This window comes from Ancylomarina subtilis, assembly GCF_004217115.1.
Lineage (GTDB): Bacteria > Bacteroidota > Bacteroidia > Bacteroidales > Marinifilaceae > Ancylomarina > Ancylomarina subtilis.
Genome location: NZ_SHKN01000001.1, coordinates 1,949,208 through 1,971,148 on the forward strand (window position 1 = coordinate 1,949,208; position 21,941 = coordinate 1,971,148).

At 36.3% G+C, this 21,941-nt stretch carries 21 protein-coding genes and 1 pseudogene; 11 read left to right on the top strand and 11 right to left on the bottom strand.

The window, feature by feature from the left end:
• Positions 1-20: 20 nt before the first annotated feature.
• Entirely contained in the window at positions 21-686 is a 666-nt protein-coding gene (locus EV201_RS07840) for a CBS domain-containing protein (RefSeq protein ID WP_130307046.1), read from the bottom strand.
• Between the two features lie 107 nt (positions 687-793).
• On the opposite strand from EV201_RS07840, the gene EV201_RS07845 reads away from it, so the two are divergent.
• Together EV201_RS07845 and EV201_RS07850 are read left to right on the top strand one after the other, a co-directional pair.
• Complete coding sequence (locus EV201_RS07845; protein ID WP_130307047.1) at positions 794-1,507, top strand: pyridoxine 5'-phosphate synthase; 714 nt, start codon at positions 794-796, stop codon at positions 1,505-1,507.
• A gap of 68 nt (positions 1,508-1,575) precedes the next feature.
• Entirely contained in the window at positions 1,576-2,385 is an 810-nt protein-coding gene (locus tag EV201_RS07850; protein WP_130307048.1) for an alpha/beta fold hydrolase, read from the top strand.
• A 75-nt stretch (positions 2,386-2,460) separates the two neighbouring features.
• Here EV201_RS07850 and EV201_RS07855 read toward each other — a convergent pair whose 3' ends face one another.
• The 3 genes from EV201_RS07855 to udk all read right to left on the bottom strand — a co-directional run bounded on the left by EV201_RS07855 (position 2,461) and on the right by udk (position 5,072).
• Complete coding sequence (locus EV201_RS07855; protein ID WP_130307049.1) at positions 2,461-3,543, bottom strand: hypothetical protein; 1,083 nt, start codon at positions 3,541-3,543, stop codon at positions 2,461-2,463.
• Between the two features lie 96 nt (positions 3,544-3,639).
• Positions 3,640-4,362 carry a 3'-5' exonuclease gene (locus tag EV201_RS07860; protein ID WP_130307050.1) on the bottom strand — a complete coding sequence of 241 codons (723 nt, stop codon included), beginning with the start codon at positions 4,360-4,362 and terminating at the stop codon, positions 3,640-3,642.
• A 92-nt stretch (positions 4,363-4,454) separates the two neighbouring features.
• On the bottom strand, positions 4,455-5,072 hold the full coding sequence (gene udk / locus EV201_RS07865) for a uridine kinase (protein ID WP_130307051.1): 618 nt from the start codon (positions 5,070-5,072) through the stop codon (positions 4,455-4,457).
• Between the two features lie 230 nt (positions 5,073-5,302).
• On the opposite strand from udk, the gene EV201_RS07870 reads away from it, so the two are divergent.
• The 8 genes from EV201_RS07870 to EV201_RS07905 all read left to right on the top strand — a co-directional run bounded on the left by EV201_RS07870 (position 5,303) and on the right by EV201_RS07905 (position 11,637).
• Entirely contained in the window at positions 5,303-6,283 is a 981-nt protein-coding gene (locus tag EV201_RS07870) for a type I phosphomannose isomerase catalytic subunit (protein ID WP_130307052.1), read from the top strand.
• Between the two features lie 132 nt (positions 6,284-6,415).
• Positions 6,416-7,018 (top strand): ribosome biogenesis GTP-binding protein YihA/YsxC, encoded by a 603-nt coding sequence (gene yihA / locus EV201_RS07875; protein ID WP_130307053.1) that lies wholly within the window; start codon positions 6,416-6,418, stop codon positions 7,016-7,018.
• Between the two features lie 238 nt (positions 7,019-7,256).
• The gene (locus EV201_RS07880; RefSeq protein ID WP_130307054.1) at positions 7,257-8,189 is read left to right on the top strand and encodes a ribose-phosphate pyrophosphokinase; all 933 of its coding nucleotides are present in this window, start codon (positions 7,257-7,259) and stop codon (positions 8,187-8,189) included.
• A 119-nt stretch (positions 8,190-8,308) separates the two neighbouring features.
• Complete coding sequence (locus EV201_RS07885; RefSeq protein WP_130307055.1) at positions 8,309-8,887, top strand: 50S ribosomal protein L25/general stress protein Ctc; 579 nt, start codon at positions 8,309-8,311, stop codon at positions 8,885-8,887.
• Between the two features lie 260 nt (positions 8,888-9,147).
• Positions 9,148-9,747, top strand: a complete 600-nt coding sequence (gene pth, locus EV201_RS07890) for an aminoacyl-tRNA hydrolase (RefSeq protein WP_130307056.1) — start codon at positions 9,148-9,150, stop codon at positions 9,745-9,747.
• Between the two features lie 43 nt (positions 9,748-9,790).
• Positions 9,791-10,171 carry an RNA-binding S4 domain-containing protein gene (locus EV201_RS07895; protein ID WP_130307057.1) on the top strand — a complete coding sequence of 127 codons (381 nt, stop codon included), beginning with the start codon at positions 9,791-9,793 and terminating at the stop codon, positions 10,169-10,171.
• 39 nt (positions 10,172-10,210) lie between these two features.
• Positions 10,211-10,750 carry a DUF4924 family protein gene (locus EV201_RS07900; protein ID WP_130307058.1) on the top strand — a complete coding sequence of 180 codons (540 nt, stop codon included), beginning with the start codon at positions 10,211-10,213 and terminating at the stop codon, positions 10,748-10,750.
• Positions 10,751-10,773: 23 nt separating this feature from the next.
• Positions 10,774-11,637 (top strand): DMT family transporter, encoded by an 864-nt coding sequence (locus EV201_RS07905; protein ID WP_130307059.1) that lies wholly within the window; start codon positions 10,774-10,776, stop codon positions 11,635-11,637.
• A gap of 226 nt (positions 11,638-11,863) precedes the next feature.
• Here the strand turns inward: EV201_RS07905 and EV201_RS07910 are convergent, their stop codons facing one another.
• The 7 genes and pseudogenes from EV201_RS07910 to EV201_RS07940 form a co-directional block, all read right to left on the bottom strand.
• Positions 11,864-12,070: a hypothetical protein gene (locus EV201_RS07910; RefSeq protein ID WP_130307060.1), complete on the bottom strand. Its 207-nt coding sequence runs from the start codon at positions 12,068-12,070 to the stop codon at positions 11,864-11,866.
• A gap of 280 nt (positions 12,071-12,350) precedes the next feature.
• Positions 12,351-13,775 (bottom strand): DUF4302 domain-containing protein, encoded by a 1,425-nt coding sequence (locus EV201_RS07915; RefSeq protein WP_130307061.1) that lies wholly within the window; start codon positions 13,773-13,775, stop codon positions 12,351-12,353.
• 11 nt (positions 13,776-13,786) lie between these two features.
• Positions 13,787-14,149 (bottom strand): putative zinc-binding metallopeptidase, encoded by a 363-nt coding sequence (locus tag EV201_RS07920; protein WP_130307062.1) that lies wholly within the window; start codon positions 14,147-14,149, stop codon positions 13,787-13,789.
• Positions 14,143-15,237: pseudogene (locus tag EV201_RS07925) on the bottom strand (TonB-dependent receptor domain-containing protein); the annotation flags it as partial. The pseudogene EV201_RS07925 and the gene EV201_RS07920, both read right to left, overlap by 7 nt.
• A 42-nt stretch (positions 15,238-15,279) precedes the next feature.
• Positions 15,280-17,607: a SusC/RagA family TonB-linked outer membrane protein gene (locus EV201_RS07930; RefSeq protein ID WP_165389617.1), complete on the bottom strand. Its 2,328-nt coding sequence runs from the start codon at positions 17,605-17,607 to the stop codon at positions 15,280-15,282.
• Between the two features lie 169 nt (positions 17,608-17,776).
• A complete protein-coding gene (locus EV201_RS07935; RefSeq protein WP_130307065.1) occupies positions 17,777-18,952 on the bottom strand; it encodes a FecR family protein in 1,176 nt (391 codons plus the stop codon).
• A gap of 278 nt (positions 18,953-19,230) precedes the next feature.
• Positions 19,231-19,812: an RNA polymerase sigma factor gene (locus EV201_RS07940; RefSeq protein ID WP_165389618.1), complete on the bottom strand. Its 582-nt coding sequence runs from the start codon at positions 19,810-19,812 to the stop codon at positions 19,231-19,233.
• 463 nt (positions 19,813-20,275) lie between these two features.
• On the opposite strand from EV201_RS07940, the gene lnt reads away from it, so the two are divergent.
• Entirely contained in the window at positions 20,276-21,838 is a 1,563-nt protein-coding gene (gene lnt, locus EV201_RS07945) for an apolipoprotein N-acyltransferase (protein WP_130307067.1), read from the top strand.
• Positions 21,839-21,941 lie beyond the last annotated feature (103 nt).

A 21,941-nucleotide genomic window follows, 5' to 3' on the forward strand; every position in this document is an offset into this window, starting at 1 on the left:
GCCTTTTGAATGACACAAAATTACGTATTCAGAAATTTCATAAAGGCATTATAACGATCGAAAAGCAACTCTTGCATATCATCATCTCTTAAATAGGATGATTTGATGGTATAATCGTAACGATGGAAGGTCTGGATAATAGATGTCAGGTTTGTTTTATTAATCTTCAGCGTCAGCTCTATTTTTCGGGAAGTATCAGATGACTTCACATAGAGACTCAAAATTTTGGCATCATTCCCTTCTACAATCTGAGCGATCTCGCTCAAAGAATAATCAATCGAATTTAATTCCAAAACAATAACACCCCCGGGTTCGCTAACAGCAAAAATTTTATCGACATACTGCATCAAATCACCTAAAGTAATCAAACCCAAATAGGTGCCGTCATCCAAAAGAACAGGAATCACCGTCAGTTTTAAATGCGACACCTTATCGATGACATCATAAATATGCTGATTCTGAGTAACAAATGGACTGAATAAGGATAACTTTTGTTTTCCTATAGGAGCTTCAACCTGATTTAAATCGTAGATATCATTATCAGATAAAAGGCCGATAAATTCATCGCCTCTCACTATGGGCAGGTGAGAAACCTTAAATATTTCCATCCAATTAAGAGCCTGAAGACCCGTATCAGATTCGCGCAAAACCGGAACAACATCAGAAATTAAATCTTTTGCAATCATATTAGGTTTTTTTTCAAGGAAATACTTCTAATTTTGCTTTTCAACAAAACAAACAATAGTATAAATTTTGAGTTTCATTTCTGACAACTCAATCATTCTTACATAAAATGACTAGACTTAGTGTAAATATAAACAAAATTGCAACATTAAGAAACGCCAGAGGCGGCAATACGCCGAATGTTTGCAAAATGGCAACAGACTGTGAAAGATTTGGTGCTGAAGGCATCACGGTACACCCTCGACCAGATGAACGTCACATCCGCTATCAGGATGTATTGGATCTTAAAAAGATTGTTACGACTGAATTCAATATTGAAGGCTACCCAAACAAAGAATTTATTGATTTAGTGCTAAGTGTGGTTCCTGAACAAGTTACTCTTGTTCCTGATCCGCCGGAAGCATTGACTTCAAACGCTGGCTGGGATACGGTTACCCATAAAGATTTTTTAATTGAAGTAATTTCGAAATTCAAAGCTGCTGGCATCAGAACCTCTATTTTTGTTGATACAGATCTTAAAAATGTAGAAGGAGCCAAAGCTACCGGAACCGATCGTATTGAACTGTACACCGAACCTTTTGCAACAGATTATCCTAAAAATCCCGAGGAATCTGTTCGAGCTTTTGCAATTGCTGCAGAAAAAGCACACGAATTAGGATTAGGCATTAACGCAGGGCACGATTTAAGTCTTGAAAACTTAAAGTTTTTCAACGAAAACGTACCGAATTTAGCTGAAGTTTCAATCGGACATGCATTGGTTGCTGACGCTTTATATTTTGGAATGGAGAACACCATTCAAATGTACAAGCGCCAACTAAAATAAAACAGACTTGTTTGATGCGGCATTGTGATAATTCCGCATCAAACATTTTATCTCATCTATTAATTCCCATGAAACTCAATTATAAGAAACTTGGTGAAGGTCCTGCCCTAATAATCGTACATGGTTTGTATGGCAGCCTGGATAATTGGCTAAGCATCGCCAAAGAATTGTCTCAACATTTCGAAGTGTTTTTAATTGATCAACGAAATCATGGCAATTCGCCTCACTCCGACTCTCACAGCTATACCGATCTCAAAAACGATCTTCTGGAATTTATGGATGATCAGAATATTGAAAAGGCTGTGCTACTTGGTCATTCGATGGGGGGTAAAACTGTGATGTTTTTTGCCATCGACCATCCCGAAAGGGTTAGCAACCTGGTTGTCGTTGATATTGCGCCCAAAAACTACAGCAAAATATCGGATTACACGCCTCAAACTATTAACCACGAACACATTGTTTCTGTCATTCTCAATCTTGATTTAAGTTTATTTAAATCAAGAACTGAAATCAATCATGAACTTGCCAATCACATCAAGAGTGAAAAGGTTAGACAGTTTCTTTTGAAAAACCTCAAACGAAAGGACGATAAAAGTTTTGGTTGGAAATTGAATATCGAAACAATTAGCCAATACCTGCCGCAAATAATGGATGGGATTGATGAAAGTTCGTTTATGAAAGGAAAAGGAATTACCGGCTTTCCGGTTCTGTTCATTCGTGGAGAAGAATCGAATTATATATGCGATGATGATCACAAAAAGATTCGCACAATATTTCCCTACGCTGAAATCACCAGCATTCCTAAAGCTGGCCATTGGGTACATGCCGAGCAGCCCGATTTGTTAATTAAAACAGTGAACTATTTTATTTTGGAGTAGTTCATCGAAAAACATAAAAGAGCCGGATAGAATTAAATTCTACCCGGCTCTTTAGATTTTAGGTCCGGAACCTGATTAAGACCAGATTATAGGATAAGAATAAACAGTCTTAGCTTGAATATTATAATCTTCATGTTTCGATGTAGATGGGTTAATTCCATCTTCATATTTAACACCATTAATTCTTACCTTGTATTGCTTATCAGCTTCTAACTCATCAAGAGATTCAAATTCTGAATCAACATTCTTATCAATTTGAATTTCCATCACATCGTTAGCCTGAGCGGAAAGAGAACGACTTCTAAATAGGATTTTTCCGTTTAGGTCAAGTATTTCAACGTAGTAATAAATATTACTTTCATCAAGAGCGGTCCATTTTACAACATGAGTCCCTTGATTATAGTCTTGCTCATTTTTTAGTGAACCAATCGTTTTATCATCGTTCACATCAGTTAATTTAATCTCTAAACCATTATCCAACTTTAAATAAAACTTGGCATCATCGTTTTCAGGAAATGTTTCCGATGTTAAACTATTAATACCGACTTTGTCCAACACAAACACAGGCTCTGTACCTTCAACAACTTTTGTCAATTCAAGCTTCTGGCCTGATTTCAACAACAATTTAGCTTTCTCAATGCTTTTCCCTGCAACTCTACATTGCAGATATCTGCTCACATCACCACTCGTATTTATTGAGTTTACAACAAATGCATCAGCAGTAATATCATTGACAACCGGAATGTTAGTCGTGCAAGTTAATTTACGTCTGTTATCAGCACTCAAAACTAAATTTTGAGCATTGGTTCCTTTTTGTAAAAACCAATCAATAGCTTCCCCATTACCAAATGTGTTATCTTTTATAACAAGTTTTTTCTCGTCAAGACTCCAGGTTCCCACTTCCTCTTCCTCACGTCCACCATACTCTTGCTTAATCAGATCTCCATCTCTTTCGAACCAATAAACAATTAAATCATCATCCTGACTGTAATCATCTGAAACAAAATCATTAGCGAACCAATATTTATCTGTCAAATCATTTTTTTCGAAATTAATCTCAACATCTCCTCCTCCACTACTTCCCCCACAGGAAGTCATAACTATTGAAAGTGCAGAAACGGCAAGAATGCCAATACCTTTAAATCCTATTTTTTTCATCGTTCTATTCTAAAATTTTAGCTTTTAAACTAAGACTGATTTCAATTCTATTATTTTAAACACGAAACTAAGCAAAATATTGCACAGATTATGATTCTAAATTAAAACCCTTTCGAAATTTATTTGAGGTATTAAATCTTCACCTTTGTACCGAAGAATCAGCTGAGCCGTTGCCAAAATATCTTTCTCACAATAAATAGCAATCCGTTCCAAGTCGTTCTCTTCCCAATACACCTTACCTACCATCGATCCATCAATATCATCCTTTGGAGTGGGAATATTGAAAATTTCACACAATAGAGCCAATGAGGTATAATGCTTATAATCACCAAATTTCCACAACTCCATTGTGTCCAAAAATTTGATTTCCCAAGGTTTTTTCCCCGCTATATTTAAGGCTTTAGGTAGTTTCAATCCATTTATCAACATGCGACGTGCGATATAGGGAAAATCGAATTCTTTACCATTGTGCGCACACAAATTGCGAGAAGGTTTGGTACAAAATCGATCGAGCATTTGTCCAAATTCAGCTAGCAGCTCTTTTTCATCATGACCGTAATAGGATTTGACCTTAAAAAACTTCTCTGTCCCTTTTCTTACGATTACGCCAGTCGAAATACAAACGATTTTCCCAAACTCAGAATAAATCCCGGCTCTGTCATAAACATCAGAAGCGGATTCCTCTTCGTTTCTAAAATAATTCGATTTCTTCTCCCATAAGTCTTGCAACTTAGGGCTGATCTTATCAAAATTAGCCTCTCCTGACACCGTTTCGATATCAATAAAAAGTAAATCTTCTAATTTAACACCATCAAGCATAAGCAATAATTTATCATAAATGAAAATTAAATCTATAAAAAAAGGAGATCATTACAAAATCTCCTCCCTAAACGATATCTTTTGAGATCTTATTAAATACTCACTTTCAGATTCTTTTGGATAAACTGAGTCAAAATATCAATCGCCACATGATTATTACCACCCTGAGGAACAATGATATCTGCATAACGTTTGGTTGGCTCAATAAATTGCAAATGCATCGGCTTAAGCGTATCCTCATATCGGTTTAAAACCACATCAACTGAACGACCACGCTCAACAATATCACGCTTAATCACTCGATTCAATCTGTCATCAGCATCGCAGTCGACAAAAACTTTGATATCCATCAGGTCGCGCAGCTCGGGTTGAGTTAAAGCCAAAATACCCTCAATGATAACCACTTCGGTTGGCTCAACACGAACGGTTTCTTCAGAACGTGTGCAAGTTAGATAGGAATAAATAGGTTGATCGATTGCCTTACCATCTTTCAATTGCTTTAAGTGTGCTTGCAACAATTCAAATTCAATTGAGTTTGGATGGTCAAAATTAATTTTCTGACGCTCTTCCAATGGTAGGTGACTACTGTCACGGTAATAGGAATCTTGAGGTAACACAGCAACCTCGCCCTTAGGTAAACGATCAATTATCTTTCTCACAACGGTCGTTTTACCCGAACCTGTGCCTCCAGCTATTCCAATTATTAACATGCGAAATGGTATTTAAATCAAATATTATAAATTTGCACTAATTTTGCAGTGCAAAGATACAAATTTTATGCTGAGTTTTTAATTCAAGCCTGGTTGCTAATGGATACAATTCCATCAGATATCAAATTCATTTGACAGATTGAAGTAACTAAAATTACCAGCAAGTTAAATATATCATCGTATTAGATCAGACACGTTTAGTCTAAGCCAAATATTCCAAAATAGTCTTTATGAACTTATATCCTTTAAAATTCACACCTATTCCAAAAGAAAAAATTTGGGGTGGGAATCGCTTAAATTCAATTCTAAATAAAGAATTCAACCCTGATAATCAAACAGGTGAAAGTTGGGAAATTTCAGGTTTGGAAGATGATATTTCTGTTGTGAAAAATGGCTTCCTTGAGGGAAACGATTTGGAGGAACTGATAGAAGTTTATATGGGAGAATTGGTAGGCGATAAAGTTTATGACCAATTCGGTATCGAGTTTCCACTCTTGATTAAATTTATTGATGCCAGCGAGAATTTATCCGTACAAGTTCACCCTGACAATGACTTTGCAATTGAAAAGCATAAGGCTTATGGGAAAACTGAGATGTGGTATATTATTGAAGCTGAAAAAAATGCAGAGCTTTTCATTGGTTTCAATCAAACCATGAATAAAAACCTGTTCCTTGATGCCATTCAAAATGGAAATTTGCCTGAGTTGATCAATACTGAAAAAGTTGAATCAGATACCTGCTATTTAATTCCTGCCGGCAGAATTCATGCCATTGGCAAAGGCGTTCTTTTAGCAGAAATCCAACAAACATCGGATATTAACTATCGAATTTACGATTGGGACAGACGTGATGCAGACGGAAATACCAGAGAACTTCATCTCGATTTTGCCAAAGAAGCCCTGGACTACAATTATGAGAAAAAACACAAAACAGACTTTGAGCATAAGATGAATGCAACATCCGAGCTTGTGAAATGTCCTTTTTTCTCAACAAACATCCTGGAATTCAACAAAACGATTGAGAAAGATTACTTCCATCTTGATTCATTTGTTATTTATATTTGTTTAGATGGCGAGTGTGAGATTCAATATGATGATGAAGAAACGGTTTCATTGACAAAAGGAGAAACCGTTTTGATTCCAGCCAGTTTAAAAAATCTGACTTTAGCACCTAAACAAGACACCAAACTTATCGAAGTCTTTATTCAGTAATCTAAATTCAGTTTACACAGTAAAAAACAGGCTCTCTTCATCAAAATATAAAGGTCAATCAATATAATGACACTCAATATTTCGATTAAGCAAGTTTCTGATTAACTTTGCCCAGCAAAAAAAATATAAAACATGAAGGTCAATACAGCCGAATTTATAATCTCGAATAGCGAAGTAAAAAAATGCCCCAAAGCGAATATGCCGGAGTATGCTTTTATTGGACGTTCGAATGTTGGGAAATCATCCCTGATTAACATGCTAACGAATCACAAGAGTTTAGCTAAAATTTCAGGAAAACCAGGAAAAACCCAACTGATCAACCATTTCTTGATTAATAAAGAATGGTACTTGGTCGACCTTCCCGGATATGGTTATGCCAAAGTTTCAAAAAACTTACGCAGTGGTTTCAGTAAAATCATCTATAGCTATATCGAAAGCCGTGAAAATTTAGTTAACCTATTTGTTTTGGTTGATTCACGTCACGATGCACAACAAATCGACCTTAACTTTATGGAATGGTTGAATGTAAACGGTATTGCTTTTTCCATCATTTTCACGAAAGCCGATAAGCTTACAAAAAAGAAACTGGCTGATAACATTGAAGCATACAAAAAACAAATGCTGGTAAGATGGGAAGAAATGCCTCCTTATATTATCAGTTCCTCTTCATCCGGAATGGGACAAGAAGAGATTTTAAATTTTATCGAAGAAACCAATAAGATTGTCAGCTTCTAAAAAATACAAGCAAAGAAGATTTCCCTCCGAAATCTTCTTTTTTCATTATAAGCCCCAATCAATTAACTCGTTCAAATACAAGAGTACAAATACAACATTTGCACTCCATTTTTTATTAAAAACTAGTTTATATTCTTAAATTTGCACCATCATTATTTTAGTGCAGTTATAAAGAATTTAATCAATTCAATAAACAGTGTACTAGAGTCACTTACAACATCAGTAAAACAGCCAACTTATGAATGCCCCAATTAAAATTTTTGCAGGTTCAAAGAGTGAAAAATTAGCAGCCGAAATTGCTAAAGCAGCCGGATTAGAAGTCGGTAACTCAAGTATCATCAACTTTAGTGATGGTGAATTTGAAGTTGCTTTCGAAGAGACCGTTCGTGGATCACATGTATTTATCGTTCAGTCTACTGTTCCTCCTGCTGACAACTTAATGGAACTTTTAATGATGATTGATGCTGCCAAAAGAGCATCTGCTTATAAAGTTTGTGCCGTAATGCCATATTTCGGGTTTGCTCGTCAGGACAGAAAAGATCGTCCCAGAGTAGCTATCGGGGCAAAACTAGTAGCCAACCTATTAATGGCTGCAGGCGTAGACCGTGTTATGACAATGGACTTACATGCTGATCAAATTCAAGGATTCTTTGACATCCCGGTTGATCACCTTTATGGTTCATCGGTATTATTACCTCACATTAAGGAATTAAATCTTGAGAATCTTGTCATTGCTTCTCCGGATATGGGAGGTAGTAAACGAGCAAATGCCTATGCCAAGTATTTAAATGCTGGCCTTGCCATTTGTCACAAAAGAAGAGAAAAAGCGAATGTAGTTGGTGAAATGACTGCTATTGGTGATGTAGATGGCAAAAATGTTGTTATTGTGGACGACATGATTGATACTGCAGGAACCATTGCAAAAGCTGCCGACATGCTAAAAGAAAAAGGAGCGCTAAGCGTTAGAGCTATTGCTTCACACGCTGTTCTTTCTGGTCCGGCAAACGAAAGAATCGATGCATCTTCGCTTGTAGAGGTTATTTTCACCGATTCTATCCAATTGGATGGTGTTTCTTCTAAGATTAAAACACTAACAATTGCTGATATTTTCGCAAAAACAATCCTTAATGTTTATAATAACGAGTCAATTAGCTCGAACTTTATTATTTAATTGATATATTTGCGGCGAATTTTGGTAAAACTATTTATAATCGTGTGATGGGATATGACTTGAGCCTACTTACCAAAGGCGATGAAATTTGTATTGAGTAACACAGCAAAAAAAGTAAAATGAAAACTTTAGAATTAAAAGGTTCATTAAGAACAGATCTAGGAAAAAAAGCAACTAAAGCTTTGCGTAGAGCAGAATTAGTTCCTTGCGAACTTTACGGTGGTGAAGAAAACATTCACTTTTCTGTACAAGAAAAAGATCTTAAAAAATTGCTTTTCACTCCTGAGGTGTATATTGTAAAATTCGATGTTGAAGGAAAAGTATTTACTTCAGTAATGAGAGAAGTTCAGTACCACCCAGTAACTGATAAGCCACTTCACGTTGATTTCTTCCAGGTAACTGAAGATAAAGCATTCGAAGTTGAAGTACCTATCAAAGTTGAAGGTTTCGCAGTTGGTGTACAGTCAGGTGGTAAGCTTGCAGTAAACCTTAGAAAACTTAAGGTAAAAGCATTGATGAAAGATCTTCCTGAAGCTCTTCCAATTAATGTTACTGAGTTGGGATTAGGAAAAAGTATCCAGGTTGGTGCTTTAAACTATGAAAATTTAGAATTATTGAACGCTAAAAATGCTGTTGTTGTTCAGGTAAAACTTACCAGAGCTGCTCGTGCTGCTGCAATGGCTGCACAAGGCAAATAAGCATTGTCAAAAGCATACTGATAGAAATATCGGTGAAAATACAAGCTCCCAAGCCATTGCGCTTGGGAGTTTTATTTTTGGAACCAACTTATATTTACGTTCACAATAAAATGGAACGAACTTATAACTCTAGCATAATAGATAAAAACTATTGATTAAATTGGCCTTTATTCTCCTTACAAATTACGAGTAACATGTTTAAATGTATTAAAAATTTATTCTTGGGAAATAAAGCCAATGACTCTGAAAAAAACGCTAATATGAAGTACTTAATTGTCGGACTCGGAAATATTGGACCTGAATATTATCACACCCGTCACAATGTTGGTTTTAGAATTTTAGATGCTTTGGCTGAAATGGCCAAAATTGAGTTTAAAGATGGCCGATATGGAGCCATTGCAGAATATAAATTCAAGGGGCGTCAGTATATTCTGGTGAAACCAAGCACCTACATGAATTTAAGTGGTAAGGCTGTAAACTATTGGCTACAAAAAGAAAATATTCCTGTTGAGAACATGATGATTTTGGTTGACGATTTGGCGCTTCCATTCGGAACTCTTCGCTTACGTCCCAAGGGAAGTGATGCGGGACATAATGGATTGAAACACATCAACGAAACCTTAGGCCATCAAAACTATACCCGATTACGTTTTGGTATTGGATCTGATTTCAGCAAAGGCAAACAAATTGATTACGTCCTTGGCAAATGGTCAGAAGAAGAGCTTGAAAAACTACCCGAGCTTTATAAAATCTGTATCAACATGATTAAGGGAATAAGCACGATAGGTGTGCAACGCACCATGACGGCTTACAACACAAAAAAAGAGCCTAAAAAAGCGAACAACGAGTCTGCCCAATAAGGCTTAAAATTAGACCTAATTATCTCAGAATTGAAAGTACACTATGAACGATAAGGTAAGAATTGACAAATGGCTATGGGCTGTTCGTATTTTCAAAACGCGAAGCATGGCGGCCGAAGCTTGTAAAAAAGGGAAAGTTACTATTGAGGGGGTTACCATTAAACCATCCCGTGAGGTGAAACAAGGCGAAGTGATCAATTTAAGAGTTCCTCCTATTACCCGATCATATAAAGTTCTTGCAATTTCGGGCAAGCGAATGTCTGCAAAACTAGCCGTCGATTTTGTGAAAGATGTAACAGCTCAGGATCAACTCAATTTGCTGGATGCAACTAAAAACTTTGGCTTCGAAAAAAGGGACCGAAGTATTGGCAGACCCACCAAGCATGACAGACGAATGATTGACAAGCTTAAAGGAAATGAATAAACGAATATTCGAAACGATTTAATAAAAGAAATTCCAAAGATGATTATAGCACAAGAAAAAAGAAAGACCAATTTAGCTGAATATATTCTTTACATGTGGCAAATTGAGGACTTGATTAGAGCTTATAAATTTGACATTAACTTGATTTCAGAAGCCGTTCTTAAACATTTCAATCAACCTGAAGAAAAACAAACTGAGATTAGGGACTGGTATGAAAACCTAATCGAGATGATGAAAATTGAAAAGATCGAAGAAAAAGGTCACCTTCAAATCATCAAGAACAATATAAACGAGCTATTCGATTTCCACTTGCACTTACTTAATAACAAAAAGGATACGACCTATATTGCTTTGTTTCAAAAGTCGGCTGGTCATATTGCCGAATTCAGAAGCAAATCGCAAGCAACGGATGAGAATAATGATATCGAACTGTGCCTGACAGCCCTTTATGGTATTCTATTGCTGCGCCTTCAGAAAAAGGAAGTTTCAAAAGATACGCTTGCGGCGGTGAGTTCTTTTAGCGAAATGATAGCGACACTAACAGCTAAATACAAGGCTTTCGAAGAGGATAAAGACTAAATAACTGAGAATAGAGACAAAACATGCTACAAGACAAATACAAAAACTGGCTTTTACTCCTATTGGTTTCTTTTATTTGGGGCAGCCCCTATATTCTGAGAGAAATCGCACTTAAAAGTTTCACGCACAGTCAGGTTGCTGCATTTCAGGTTTTCTTATCCTTCGTTTTGTTTCTGCCACTCATATTTAAAAATTTCAATAAACTCAATAAAGAAAATATAGGGCCCTTATTGCTTTCCGGCATAGCCGGAAACATAGGCCCTTCATTCTTCTTTGCCAAGGCTCAAACCCTCATCAATTCATCAACAGCCGGCATGCTCAATGCCATGCTGCCAAGTATCACTCTTATTCTTGCAATTTTACTTTTCAAGAGCAAGTCGAATCGCAATATGCTTTTAGGAATCAGTCTGGGTTTAATAGGATCTTGCATCATAGCCCTTACGGGAGATTCCTTTGGCAGCACACAGATAATGGGCGTATTTTATGTGTTTATGGCGATTCTTTCGGTTGCAGTTAGTATCAATTTAATCAGTTTTGCTTTGCTTAAACTAAACGGTATTGAAATTGCATCACTGGCCTTTCTATTTGTAGGTCCAATGGCTGGTATTTTCCTTTTAACTACCGATTTGCAAACGGCTGTTCATTCTGATAATTTCACACAAAGTGCAGCGATGCTTGCTTTATTAGCTGTTTTAACCTTTTTTGGCGTCATCTTCTATAACCAATTGATAAAACGATCGTCACATGTTTTTGCTGCATCCATAGCCTATCTCATTCCTGTTGTCGCTTTATTTTGGGGCATTACTATTGGAGGTGATCAAATTACCATCAGTCAAATTCTAGCTATTTGCCTCATACTTGTGGGCGTTAATCTGACACATCGATAAACCCTTCAACTTTTTCTACAAAAAAACTTTATTGCCCTGTACACAAATAGAATACCCAGGATAATTAGAATAGGTGTTTTTAAGTATTCAAATCCGGAGTAAACCAAAGGAGAGCCAACATCGATAAATAAAAAGAAATCTCTGAATAAGTCTTGAGTTTCATGATTGCTGTGTATTAAATCAAAACATGGGCTTTCTAATACATTAGATAAGGCAACTCCTTGCTCTAACGCTTCCCCTTTCTTAATGATTTTCTATTTGCTATTACAAGTAAAAGAGCCGTGACACCACCAACAATTATGGATCTTATAATTTCTGATTTTAAAGCCCCTCTTGTATCATTAAAAATCATATCCGATAAGTATTCTACACCGAAATATGAAACACTTAGAAATACTCCAAAAAACAAAAATGCTATAATTATTTTTTTCATAGGATTAAATTTCAACAATTGAACCTGAGTGCATAACTAATAATACAAAGCCGGAAAAGAGAGCCCCTCATGATTGGGATAAATCCCATCAGAAAAGCTCTCCAACCGACCAACTAACTAAATTTATTTAAAATCATTATATCAGATAAAAACAATGATTATTAACTGTATACTCAATTATAAAAGTTATAAACAATAGTGATATATACTCTCCGAGTTAAATCGGAGAGCTCTTTTGAAATAATATGTGTACTGTATCCCCAATAGATAGAATAAAAGCCTACCAGAAGCTTCCCATATATTCGATTTGATTCTCTGGATGAGCCACATTGTAGAATATACAATCGTAGTGAACAGAACCCGTATCCAGAGTTATAACATCACAACCAATCATCCATCCCTGCTCGTCGAAAATTAAGTCGAACAGTTTTGCAAGATGAGCATCATTAGCAATCTTATCAGCAGCTCCATCAATTTCGGTCACAACATCACCATTGCGTTCAAATATGATATGGTTTTCCCCCTCTTTGATCATCTTAATAGGAAGAAAAGCGGATACTTTATTATAATTTTCATCATATTGTTCGAATACGACTCCTGCACCTAAATCCTGACCTTCGGGAGAAACATATTTATTCTTAATTTTAACACTATTCAATCGAGGTGCTTCGTAGCTATACATATGATCATTCATAATGTCAGCCAGTGGACCATGACACCCCCATGGGTCAAGCATCAAGCAGTAATCACGACTGAAGAAATCATCAATAAACAAATCGACAATGCCTGGTGTTGCAATGAGAGGCAGATCAGCAGGTAAAATTCGACCTGTAATTCCCTCATCAGCAATCATCCATTCATCATTACTCTCATTATACACAAGCTTGCTAATGCTATCCTGCCCAATAACTAAAGGATCAGAAAAAAGAATACCCTCGTTTGTGAAAATATAACCTGCAGCATTAGTTCTAGTTCTTACCCCATCTACAACATATCTAAATTCGTAGAACATTTCTTTTAAACTTTCTTCGAAATACTGTGCATATGGAGGGGTAGTTATCTGAACATAAAGAGGTGCTTCTGCTGAGGCATTTGCAACACCCTCTGTTATTTCTAAAAAGAAAAAGTTTTTAGAATTCGACTCCAAGAAATTTTCACTGGCTTCGGCAATAACAGACACATCAGCATCCTTTTCATTTGCTTTTTCCAATACCAATTGATTTTCAAAAGCCTTCCCTTGAAAATATAGTTTTCCATCATCTTCCTTCATGAAAATATATTCCATTTCGGCACCATAACCATTAGGGTTGTTAGGGAAGCTAGTAGGATTAACCAACCAAAAAAAGATAGGATTGGGTGTGACAAAACTTAAAGTTGTACCCATCTGCTGACCAATAGCATATTCAGAATCGGCACTGCCACTTCGCGATGAAATAGTCACAACACCATCGTCAGCAGCTTCATTTTTGGTAAATTTGAAAACGAAAAAATCCCCAAGAATAGGCTTTTCATTATCAAGATTGTCTTCGTTAAGAATCATAGTAGTTTTCCAACCAAATTCTGATTCGCATAAAAGGCGATTTAATTCGCTATTCGCCTCTGCTTTCCTTTCTGTGGGTGTTTTATCAAATGCATACTCAAAATCGTCATCGCATGATGAGAAGATGGCAAGCATTGCAAAAACATATATTAATAATCTTTTCATAGCTTTAAATTTTAAAAGGTTAAGTTATTAACAGCCGTCTCAATTCTTTTTTGCAGGCTGTATAAATCAATCCCCCATTTTTCTTTGTAATAGGTCGTCACAATATCCACTTTGGCAGTAAACTTATCGTAGCCTTCTTTCCCCTCAGGAGTTAGCACCATTATAGATTGCCAATTCTCATCATACTCTGTGGTAACGGCCCAGGAATACAAATAGGCTTCCCATTCCGACAAATAAACATCACCCTTTTCAGTAGTTAGATTGCCTTGTTCATCTTTCAACTGTGTATTATAAAGTTTTGGCTCATTGCTGTATTTCACCTTATCGAGCATGGCTGCCACAATCTCCACAAAATCCTCATTCTCATTCAACATCGAATATGGGGTAATGAAGCACTGGTAAGACCTACTTTGTCAAGGAAATTTCTAGGCAACTTATATTCCAATGAAATTTCCTTTAATCTGATAAAATCACCCTTTGCTACTCTCTGATCTGAGAAATTGAAGGCATTATAGGTCGATTCCAACTCATAACCATACTTATCGTAGGTACGTTTGTTTGCAATGACAGGAATGTTGGTATGAGCTTCATCACCTGGCATCAACCATCTGTTGTTCATATCTTTTGTTACAGCATCCATATCGCTATATGAAGCATGGAATGATGGATACAGACGAATCACATTTCCAAATTGGTAAGTACAAAATGCATTCAGCTTCCAATTCTTATAGGTAAATACATTCGATAAACCACCTGTTACTTTTGGATCAATAGAACCTTCGTACTTCAAATGAGCAACTGCATCATCCTGAAAATAGACTTGCTCTGTCACCTTACCATTCTCATCGTAGAATTGAGGCATTCCAAGCTCGCTTAAACCTGCAAATGGAATTGAGTATAAACCTCGAACCGGACCACCTTGAATCGCACCACCTTCAGCCTTCACCAAGTCGAAGATCATTGGGCGGTTTTTCAAAGTTGTAATTTCATTTTTATTATAGGCGAAAGTCAGGTTAGATGACCAAGAAAAATCGTTAGTCTCAATATTCTTGGTTCCTAAGCTAAACTCAATACCCTTTGAAGTCATATCAGCATAGTTGGCAAATTTCCAACCTTCTCCACCAATTCCTGATGTTCTCACATAGGCAATCAAATCAAATCCTTTTCTTTGATAAGCATCGACACTTATTGAAATACGGTTAAACAAAGCCATATCAAAACCAATATTGGTTTCGTATTGCTTCTCCCAGGTTAACTCAGAATTCTCAAGTGATTCAATATACATCGCATTATGCTTCTCAGAATCATGAGGTGTTGTTGTAATTTTGTTGCGATAAACAACAGAAGCATTGTTAGCTGGTCCCATAGATGCAGTCAAACCATAAGTTCCTCTAAAAGAAAGATTAGATAACCACTCAACATCTGTAAGATAAGATTCTTCTTTCGCATTCCATTTACCTGAAAGGTTCCATGTAGGTAGGTATCTTGAACTTTTTGCTTGTCCTTACTGGTTAGAACCATCGACACGAGCTGTCGCATTAAAGGTATATTTACCCATATACGAGTAGGCTACATTTGCAAAGGCAGCAACAAATCGATCTCTATATTCTTCCATACCATAATACGAAAATCCTGATTCGTTAGTGGCTTTAATAATGTTAGGATCAGTAAAAGCTACCCCCCCTTTATTATACTGAAAACCATATCCATTAAAGTAATCGTATTGACGATTCACATACTTCAACTCCTGACCCAACATCACATTCACCGAATGAATTTCATCAAAAGTTCTGTTGTAATTCAACATATTTCTGAAGTAGAAATTTTGCATGGAATTGTTTTCCTTATTGTAAAAACCACCATAAGGCAATACTGAAACAGGTCTTGCATTAGGAAGTGAAACATCTTTCCACAAGTATTTGTTACTTTCTGAAATAGATGGATCATCAACACCAGCGTTATAAGCACCAACAACATTTGATCCTTCTTTAATAATATGCTCATTCGAAGATTTCACATAACGAACAGATCCTGTAAAATTATAGTTCAAATACTTATTAAATGTATAATCTACATTCCCCTGAATTGATAAGTCCAAAACATCAAGGTTGATGTAATTGTTCTCATATTCTTCGAGAATATTAAAAGGGGCATAATTCATTCGAACATAGTCATAATTACCATCCTCGTCATAAGGCGTAATGGTACGACTCGTATTCATCGCATAAGAGAAAGGGTTGATATCAAACTCACGTGAATAATTCCCATTTACGGCATCGTTGGTTCTATTGAACGTACCAGGTGTTTTTTGCTGTCTGATAGACCCCTTAGTCTGTAAACCAACTTTAAGTTTATCAGTCACATCAAAATCTCCACGCATATTCACTGTGTAACGATCCACATTATCAGCAACAGTCCATCCATCGTCGTGCAACCAGGATGTAGACACATAAAATTTAGAGGTTTCAGATCCTCCTGAAAAAGAGACCGAATGATTCTGTTGCAATGAATTTCTAAACAAAATATCAAACCAATCGGTGTTTGTTCTTTCGTATTTTTTCAAGAAAGCTGCTCTCGCCTCTGGTGTATTTTCAAGACCATACTCGCCATTCTCATATGAATTGATCTGTTCGTACATCTTATAGAATATACCTCCATCTTTCGATCGCATCATATCGGCGTGATTCAACCATTCTTTATCCTGCATTTCCATGAACATTCCCATTTGTTCCTGAGAGTTCATGATATCGTAATCACCATAATTAGGCTTCATCTTCATGGTAAACTCCGAAGATACTCTGATGGAGTTCTTACCCGTATGACCTTTTTTAGTTGTGATCACAATCACACCATTCATTGCTCTGGCCCCATAAAGTGCTGTTGCTGAAGCATCCTTCAAAATTTGAAAATTTTCGATATCATCGGCATTCAAACCTGCAACTGATGAAGAGATTAAAGTCGCTGCATCACCTGAAGATAATTGGTCAGGTGTAATATCCACCACATCCTCAAGTACGACACCATCAACAACCCAAAGCGGCTTGGTATCTCCATAAATGGACGAAGCACCACGAACACGAATCTTAGGTGCAGCACCAAAGGTTCCTGACACATTCTGTACCGATACACCGGCTACTTTACCTTCAAGCATACGTCCTACATCAGCCACACCGGCAACTTTAGCCTCTTCTGCCTTAAGCACTGTAGCCGAACCTGTAAACAACTTTCTATCGATTTTCTGATAACCTGTTGTTACAACAACCTCAGCCAATTGCTCAGCAGATCCCTTTAACACCAAATCAATGGTAGTTTGATTGGTAACCGCAATCTCCTGAGGTTCCATACCAATAAAGGTAAAAACCAGAACAACATCCCCTGTTGCCGGAATTTCAAGGCTGTAATGCCCATCAAAATCAGTTGACACACCATTGGTTGTCCCTTTAACCACAACAGAAACACCTGGCAAAGGCAATTTAGTATCATCAACAACAGTTCCTTTGATTTCTCTTTTATCCTGTTGAGTCGCCTTTTTTTGCAATAAAGGCTTTATCAGGATAGTTTTGTATTCAACCTCAAAACCCAAACCCGTATCTTCTAATGCTTTAGTTAGTACAGCTTCAACAGTTTCGTTCTGAAAACTTACTGAAATTGGCTTGAGATCTTTAAGCTGAGAAGCATCATACAAAAAGCCCATATCAGTCTGATCCTCGATAACTTTGATCAACTCTTCAAGGCTTGAGTTATTCAACTCAACATTAATTCGACTTTGTGAAAAAATGCTTGCATTGGCCTGTAAGCTAAACACTAACATCAAGACAATTACATTTCTCATAGTTCGTAACATTCTCATCCACCGAATAAAAAAGGTGAATGTGTTTTGAAAAAAGATTTTTTTCATAGATTTGTAAATGGATAGTTAAAATTTGAATACCCTCCACGGTATTCATTATCTGTATTTAGATCGGGAAATGTTGGCGCATTTTCCGATTTTTGGATTAGATTTATTTCATTCTTATTACTACTGCATTATTATTCTCATCAACTTCTGCACCTGAAATTTTTTCAATCATATTTGCCAGAACACTAAAGTCTTCAAAACGATGAAGTTTTCCTGTTAAACGCTTATTCTTCAAATCCGGATTTTGATAAAAAACCTTTATATCATACCAGCGAGAAATTGTTCTCATGATATCTTCCAAACGTTGATCTTCGAATCGGAAATAGCCCTCTACCCAACTGGTATATAGCTCCGTTTCCACCTCTTTACAATCTAAATCCCCACTCAACTTATTCCAACTTGCCTGTTTCCCAGGCTCCAAATAGAGACTCGTCGGTTTATCTTCAGAATTGACAGCAACTTTTACTTTACCACTCACGAGTGTTGTTTGAATACTTTCTTCATCAGCATATGCCATCACATTAAATTTAGTTCCCAACACCTCAACAGAAACATCCTGAACATCAACGATAAAAGCCTGACCATTTTTGGTTACCTCAAAAAAGGCTTCCCCTTTTAATTCAACCCGACGTTCACCTTGTCCGAAATTGACCGGATATCTCAGTTCCGAATCGCAATTCAAATAAACCGTTGTTCCATCGGCCAACTCCAATTGATACTCACCTCCCTTTGCTGTTTTCAAAGTATTATAAACCAATTCCGTTTTCTGTGATGGTGTTTTATTTTCATACTTTAAACCCGCTTTCAGGTATTTTCGAATCTTCACGCCTTGTTCCTCATCGATGGCCTGATCGATCCCCGATTCCAAATCATATGTCTTCCCTGATGAAGTAATCAGTAAAGCTCGATTTTGGTCAGATTCAACAGCTGTGGACATATGGAGTTGTGCCATCTGCTCATTAAATCTTTTCTCACCCAAAAACAACATCACAGTAGCAAGTAGAATAGGCAATGCAATCACAGCTGAATAACTTAAAAATCTTCTGATCTGAATCACTTTAGATTTACTATCCAATTTTCGCATCAACTCGTTAGTGGTATTTGGAACCAGATCCAAATCCAAATCTTCCGCACCTTTCTTAAGAAATGCCTCTGCCTTCTTAAAATAAGTACGATGTTTCAAAGAAGCATTCAACCATTTTTCGAGTACCTCTTCTTCAGTCGAACTAATCTGACCTTTAATTTTTTTCTGGATAATGTTCCAATCAATATTTCCCATTCTCAATAATATCCTAAAGCTTTTAATATAAAATCTCGAGTTCTTAAAACTTGATTTTCCCTAAAGACGTGAAATGTGAAAAAAGGTTAACAAGTTTTAATGTTTTTTTTCAAAAAGAGGACATACAAAAGAAAGTAACACACATAAATCACCTATAACAAAGACACTTAAATGAAAACCAAGTAAGATTTTAAGGTAGCAGAAAGAATAGATGAATTCTTAAAATTTGTATAAAATACTGAAGAGATCAATTAGGAACTCATATTCCGGCAAATGATTTAATAAACTTTTTTTGGAAGATGTGTGAATGAGAAGAGGATAAGAAATTCACGCAGATTAGTCAATTTTTCACGAAGACTATTTTTAGCTCTAAAAACCTGAACCTTGACGGAGCTTACCGAAATATTCAGTTCCTCAGAAATCTCAGAATACTTTAGACCATCAAAAACTGACATCTGATAAACCTCACGACACTGTTCTGGAAGTTCTTCAATAGCCTCCTTAATTTTCTGACTGATATTATCATCAATATCTAAATCCGCAGAATCGGATAATATTTGGGCATCAAAAAGTTTTTGCTTTTTTTTATCCTCAACCTGAACCGAACGCAAATAATCAATACAAGCGTTACGAACCATTAGGAACAAATAGGATCGAAGAGATTTGGAAACCCGGCGAAGTGGATTTTCCCATAACTTGATAAAAACCTCCTGAACGATATCTTCAGCCAAACCAGGACAGCACACGTAAGTTTCTGCAAATCGAAACAAAGGAGCATGGTACTTCTCAAAAAGAATTGCATAAGCCCTCTTATCCCTATTTGCCAAACCAAGTATCAATATTTTTTCCTGATCATTCATGGTCATTAGCAGTCTTTCTCCCGGCATATTACCCTCTGAGAACGGCGAATGTAAAAAAAACTTTCAAGCAACAAAAAAAGCCCAAAAATTAGTAGACCAAACAAAATGTCATTTACAATCAGTTTTATTAAGAATAGAAACCTAACAACTTAAACTTATTATTTACAATAGGAAACCACAGATATAAAACTACACACTCCCTTTTAATAAAGGGATATACACGAAACAATGATAAAGAGAAGACGCATCAAAAACACGGTCCTCAAACTTCCCGTATAGATAACATATTATTAGGTAAATAATGAAAAATTCATACTTATATATATTCAATCTAAATAAATATATTCGGATTTAACTCACAAAACCGCATAACACGATTAAATATAATATTTGACAAGAAGGATAAAAACCATACTTTTAACACTTAATTCAAGTCAGGTATCTGATAAACATTTTGAAAAACATGAAATACAAAACAAGTCTACTGGCAATACTATCGGGACTCTTATTATCCATGCCCTGGTCTTATTCCCTCCTGTTTTTCACGATATTCTTTGCATACTTACCTCTACTAATATTAGAAGAGGAAAGCCACAAACATGACAATCCATACTGGCTGTTCAACTACACATTTTTAGCGTTCCTCATATGGAATTCACTATCGTATTGGTGGGTTGCAGAAGCTCAACTTTTAGGCTCAATTCTTATTATCCTCATCAATTCAGCTCTTCAGGCTACGGTATTTTGGTTAATTTCAATTACAAGAAAACAACTTAAAATATCTATTCTTTTCCCTTTTCTAATCATCAGTTTGGGTTTTGAGTATTTTCACACACAATGGGATTTAGCATGGCCATGGCTCAATTTAGGTAACGCTTTTGCAGCTCAGCCCAAACTCGTTCAATGGTATGAATATACAGGAGTTCGTGGTGGCAGCCTATGGCTCATCCTCTTCAATATTGCGCTCTTTTCCTTATACAAAAAAAGAAATATCAAAAACCTGCTTGGATCACTATTACTGATAGGGCTTCCAATTGGCCTCTCCCTGTATTTGTACAATCAAGATGAGAAACCTATTTCAAGTAAAAGTTTTTCCCTTATTCAGCCCAATCTCGATCCTTATACCGAGAAATTTAATCCTGAAAACGAAGAAAAACATCTTGATGTATTTTTAGAACAGGCAGATTATCTGCTTAATAAAACTGAAACAGATTTTTTATTTGGTCCCGAGACGATGATTCTTCAAGCTATAAACGAAGATGAGCCATTGGAATCCGATTCTTACAAAAAATTATTGAAGCTCAAGCAAAAATACAAGCAAACTGATTTTTTTCTGGGCGTACATAGCTATCAGAAGTTAGGCGATAAAATCCCAGCTGGCAGTCGTTTTAGTTCAGAGGGCAATTATTATTATGAGGCATTTAATTCTGCATTATTACTTGATCGAAATAACAAACCCGACTTTTATCACAAAACGAAACTGGTTCCTCTTTTCGAACGCATGCCCTTTGTGCAATATTTGAGTTTTCTAGGAAAATATTCATTGGAACTTGGCGGCTACAATGGGACTTATAGCAACAGAAATTCAACAAACAATTTCATATTATCGGATTCAATTTCAATTGTCCCCATCGTTTGCTTCGAATCTATCTTTGGAGATTATTGCGCACAAAGAATACCTGAAACCGCAAGTTTTATGTGCATGATCACCAATGATGGCTGGTGGAAAAATTCTATGGGCTATAAATTTCATTTCGATTTTTCACGTTTACGGGCTATCGAAAACAGGAGACAAATTGTTCGAGTTGCTAATAATGGTATTTCAGCACTAATCAATACAAAAGGAGAAATTGAACAAGAAAGTGCATGGTGGGAAAAAGCAATTTTAACTGGTGAAGTGAAACTCTACTTCCGAAAAACATTCTTTTCCGAACATGGTGATTATATGGGACGAATTGCAGCTTTTTTTAGCGTCCTTTTATTAATCTTTGTTAAAATCAGAAGGATAAGTCAACCGAAAGACTAGTTATTTCTCCAGCCTTTTTAATTTTGAAAGGATGAATCTTATTCAGAGATTCAGGATCAACTAAAGCCTTATTTCTAAACTCAATTCTAAAACTAATTTTTCC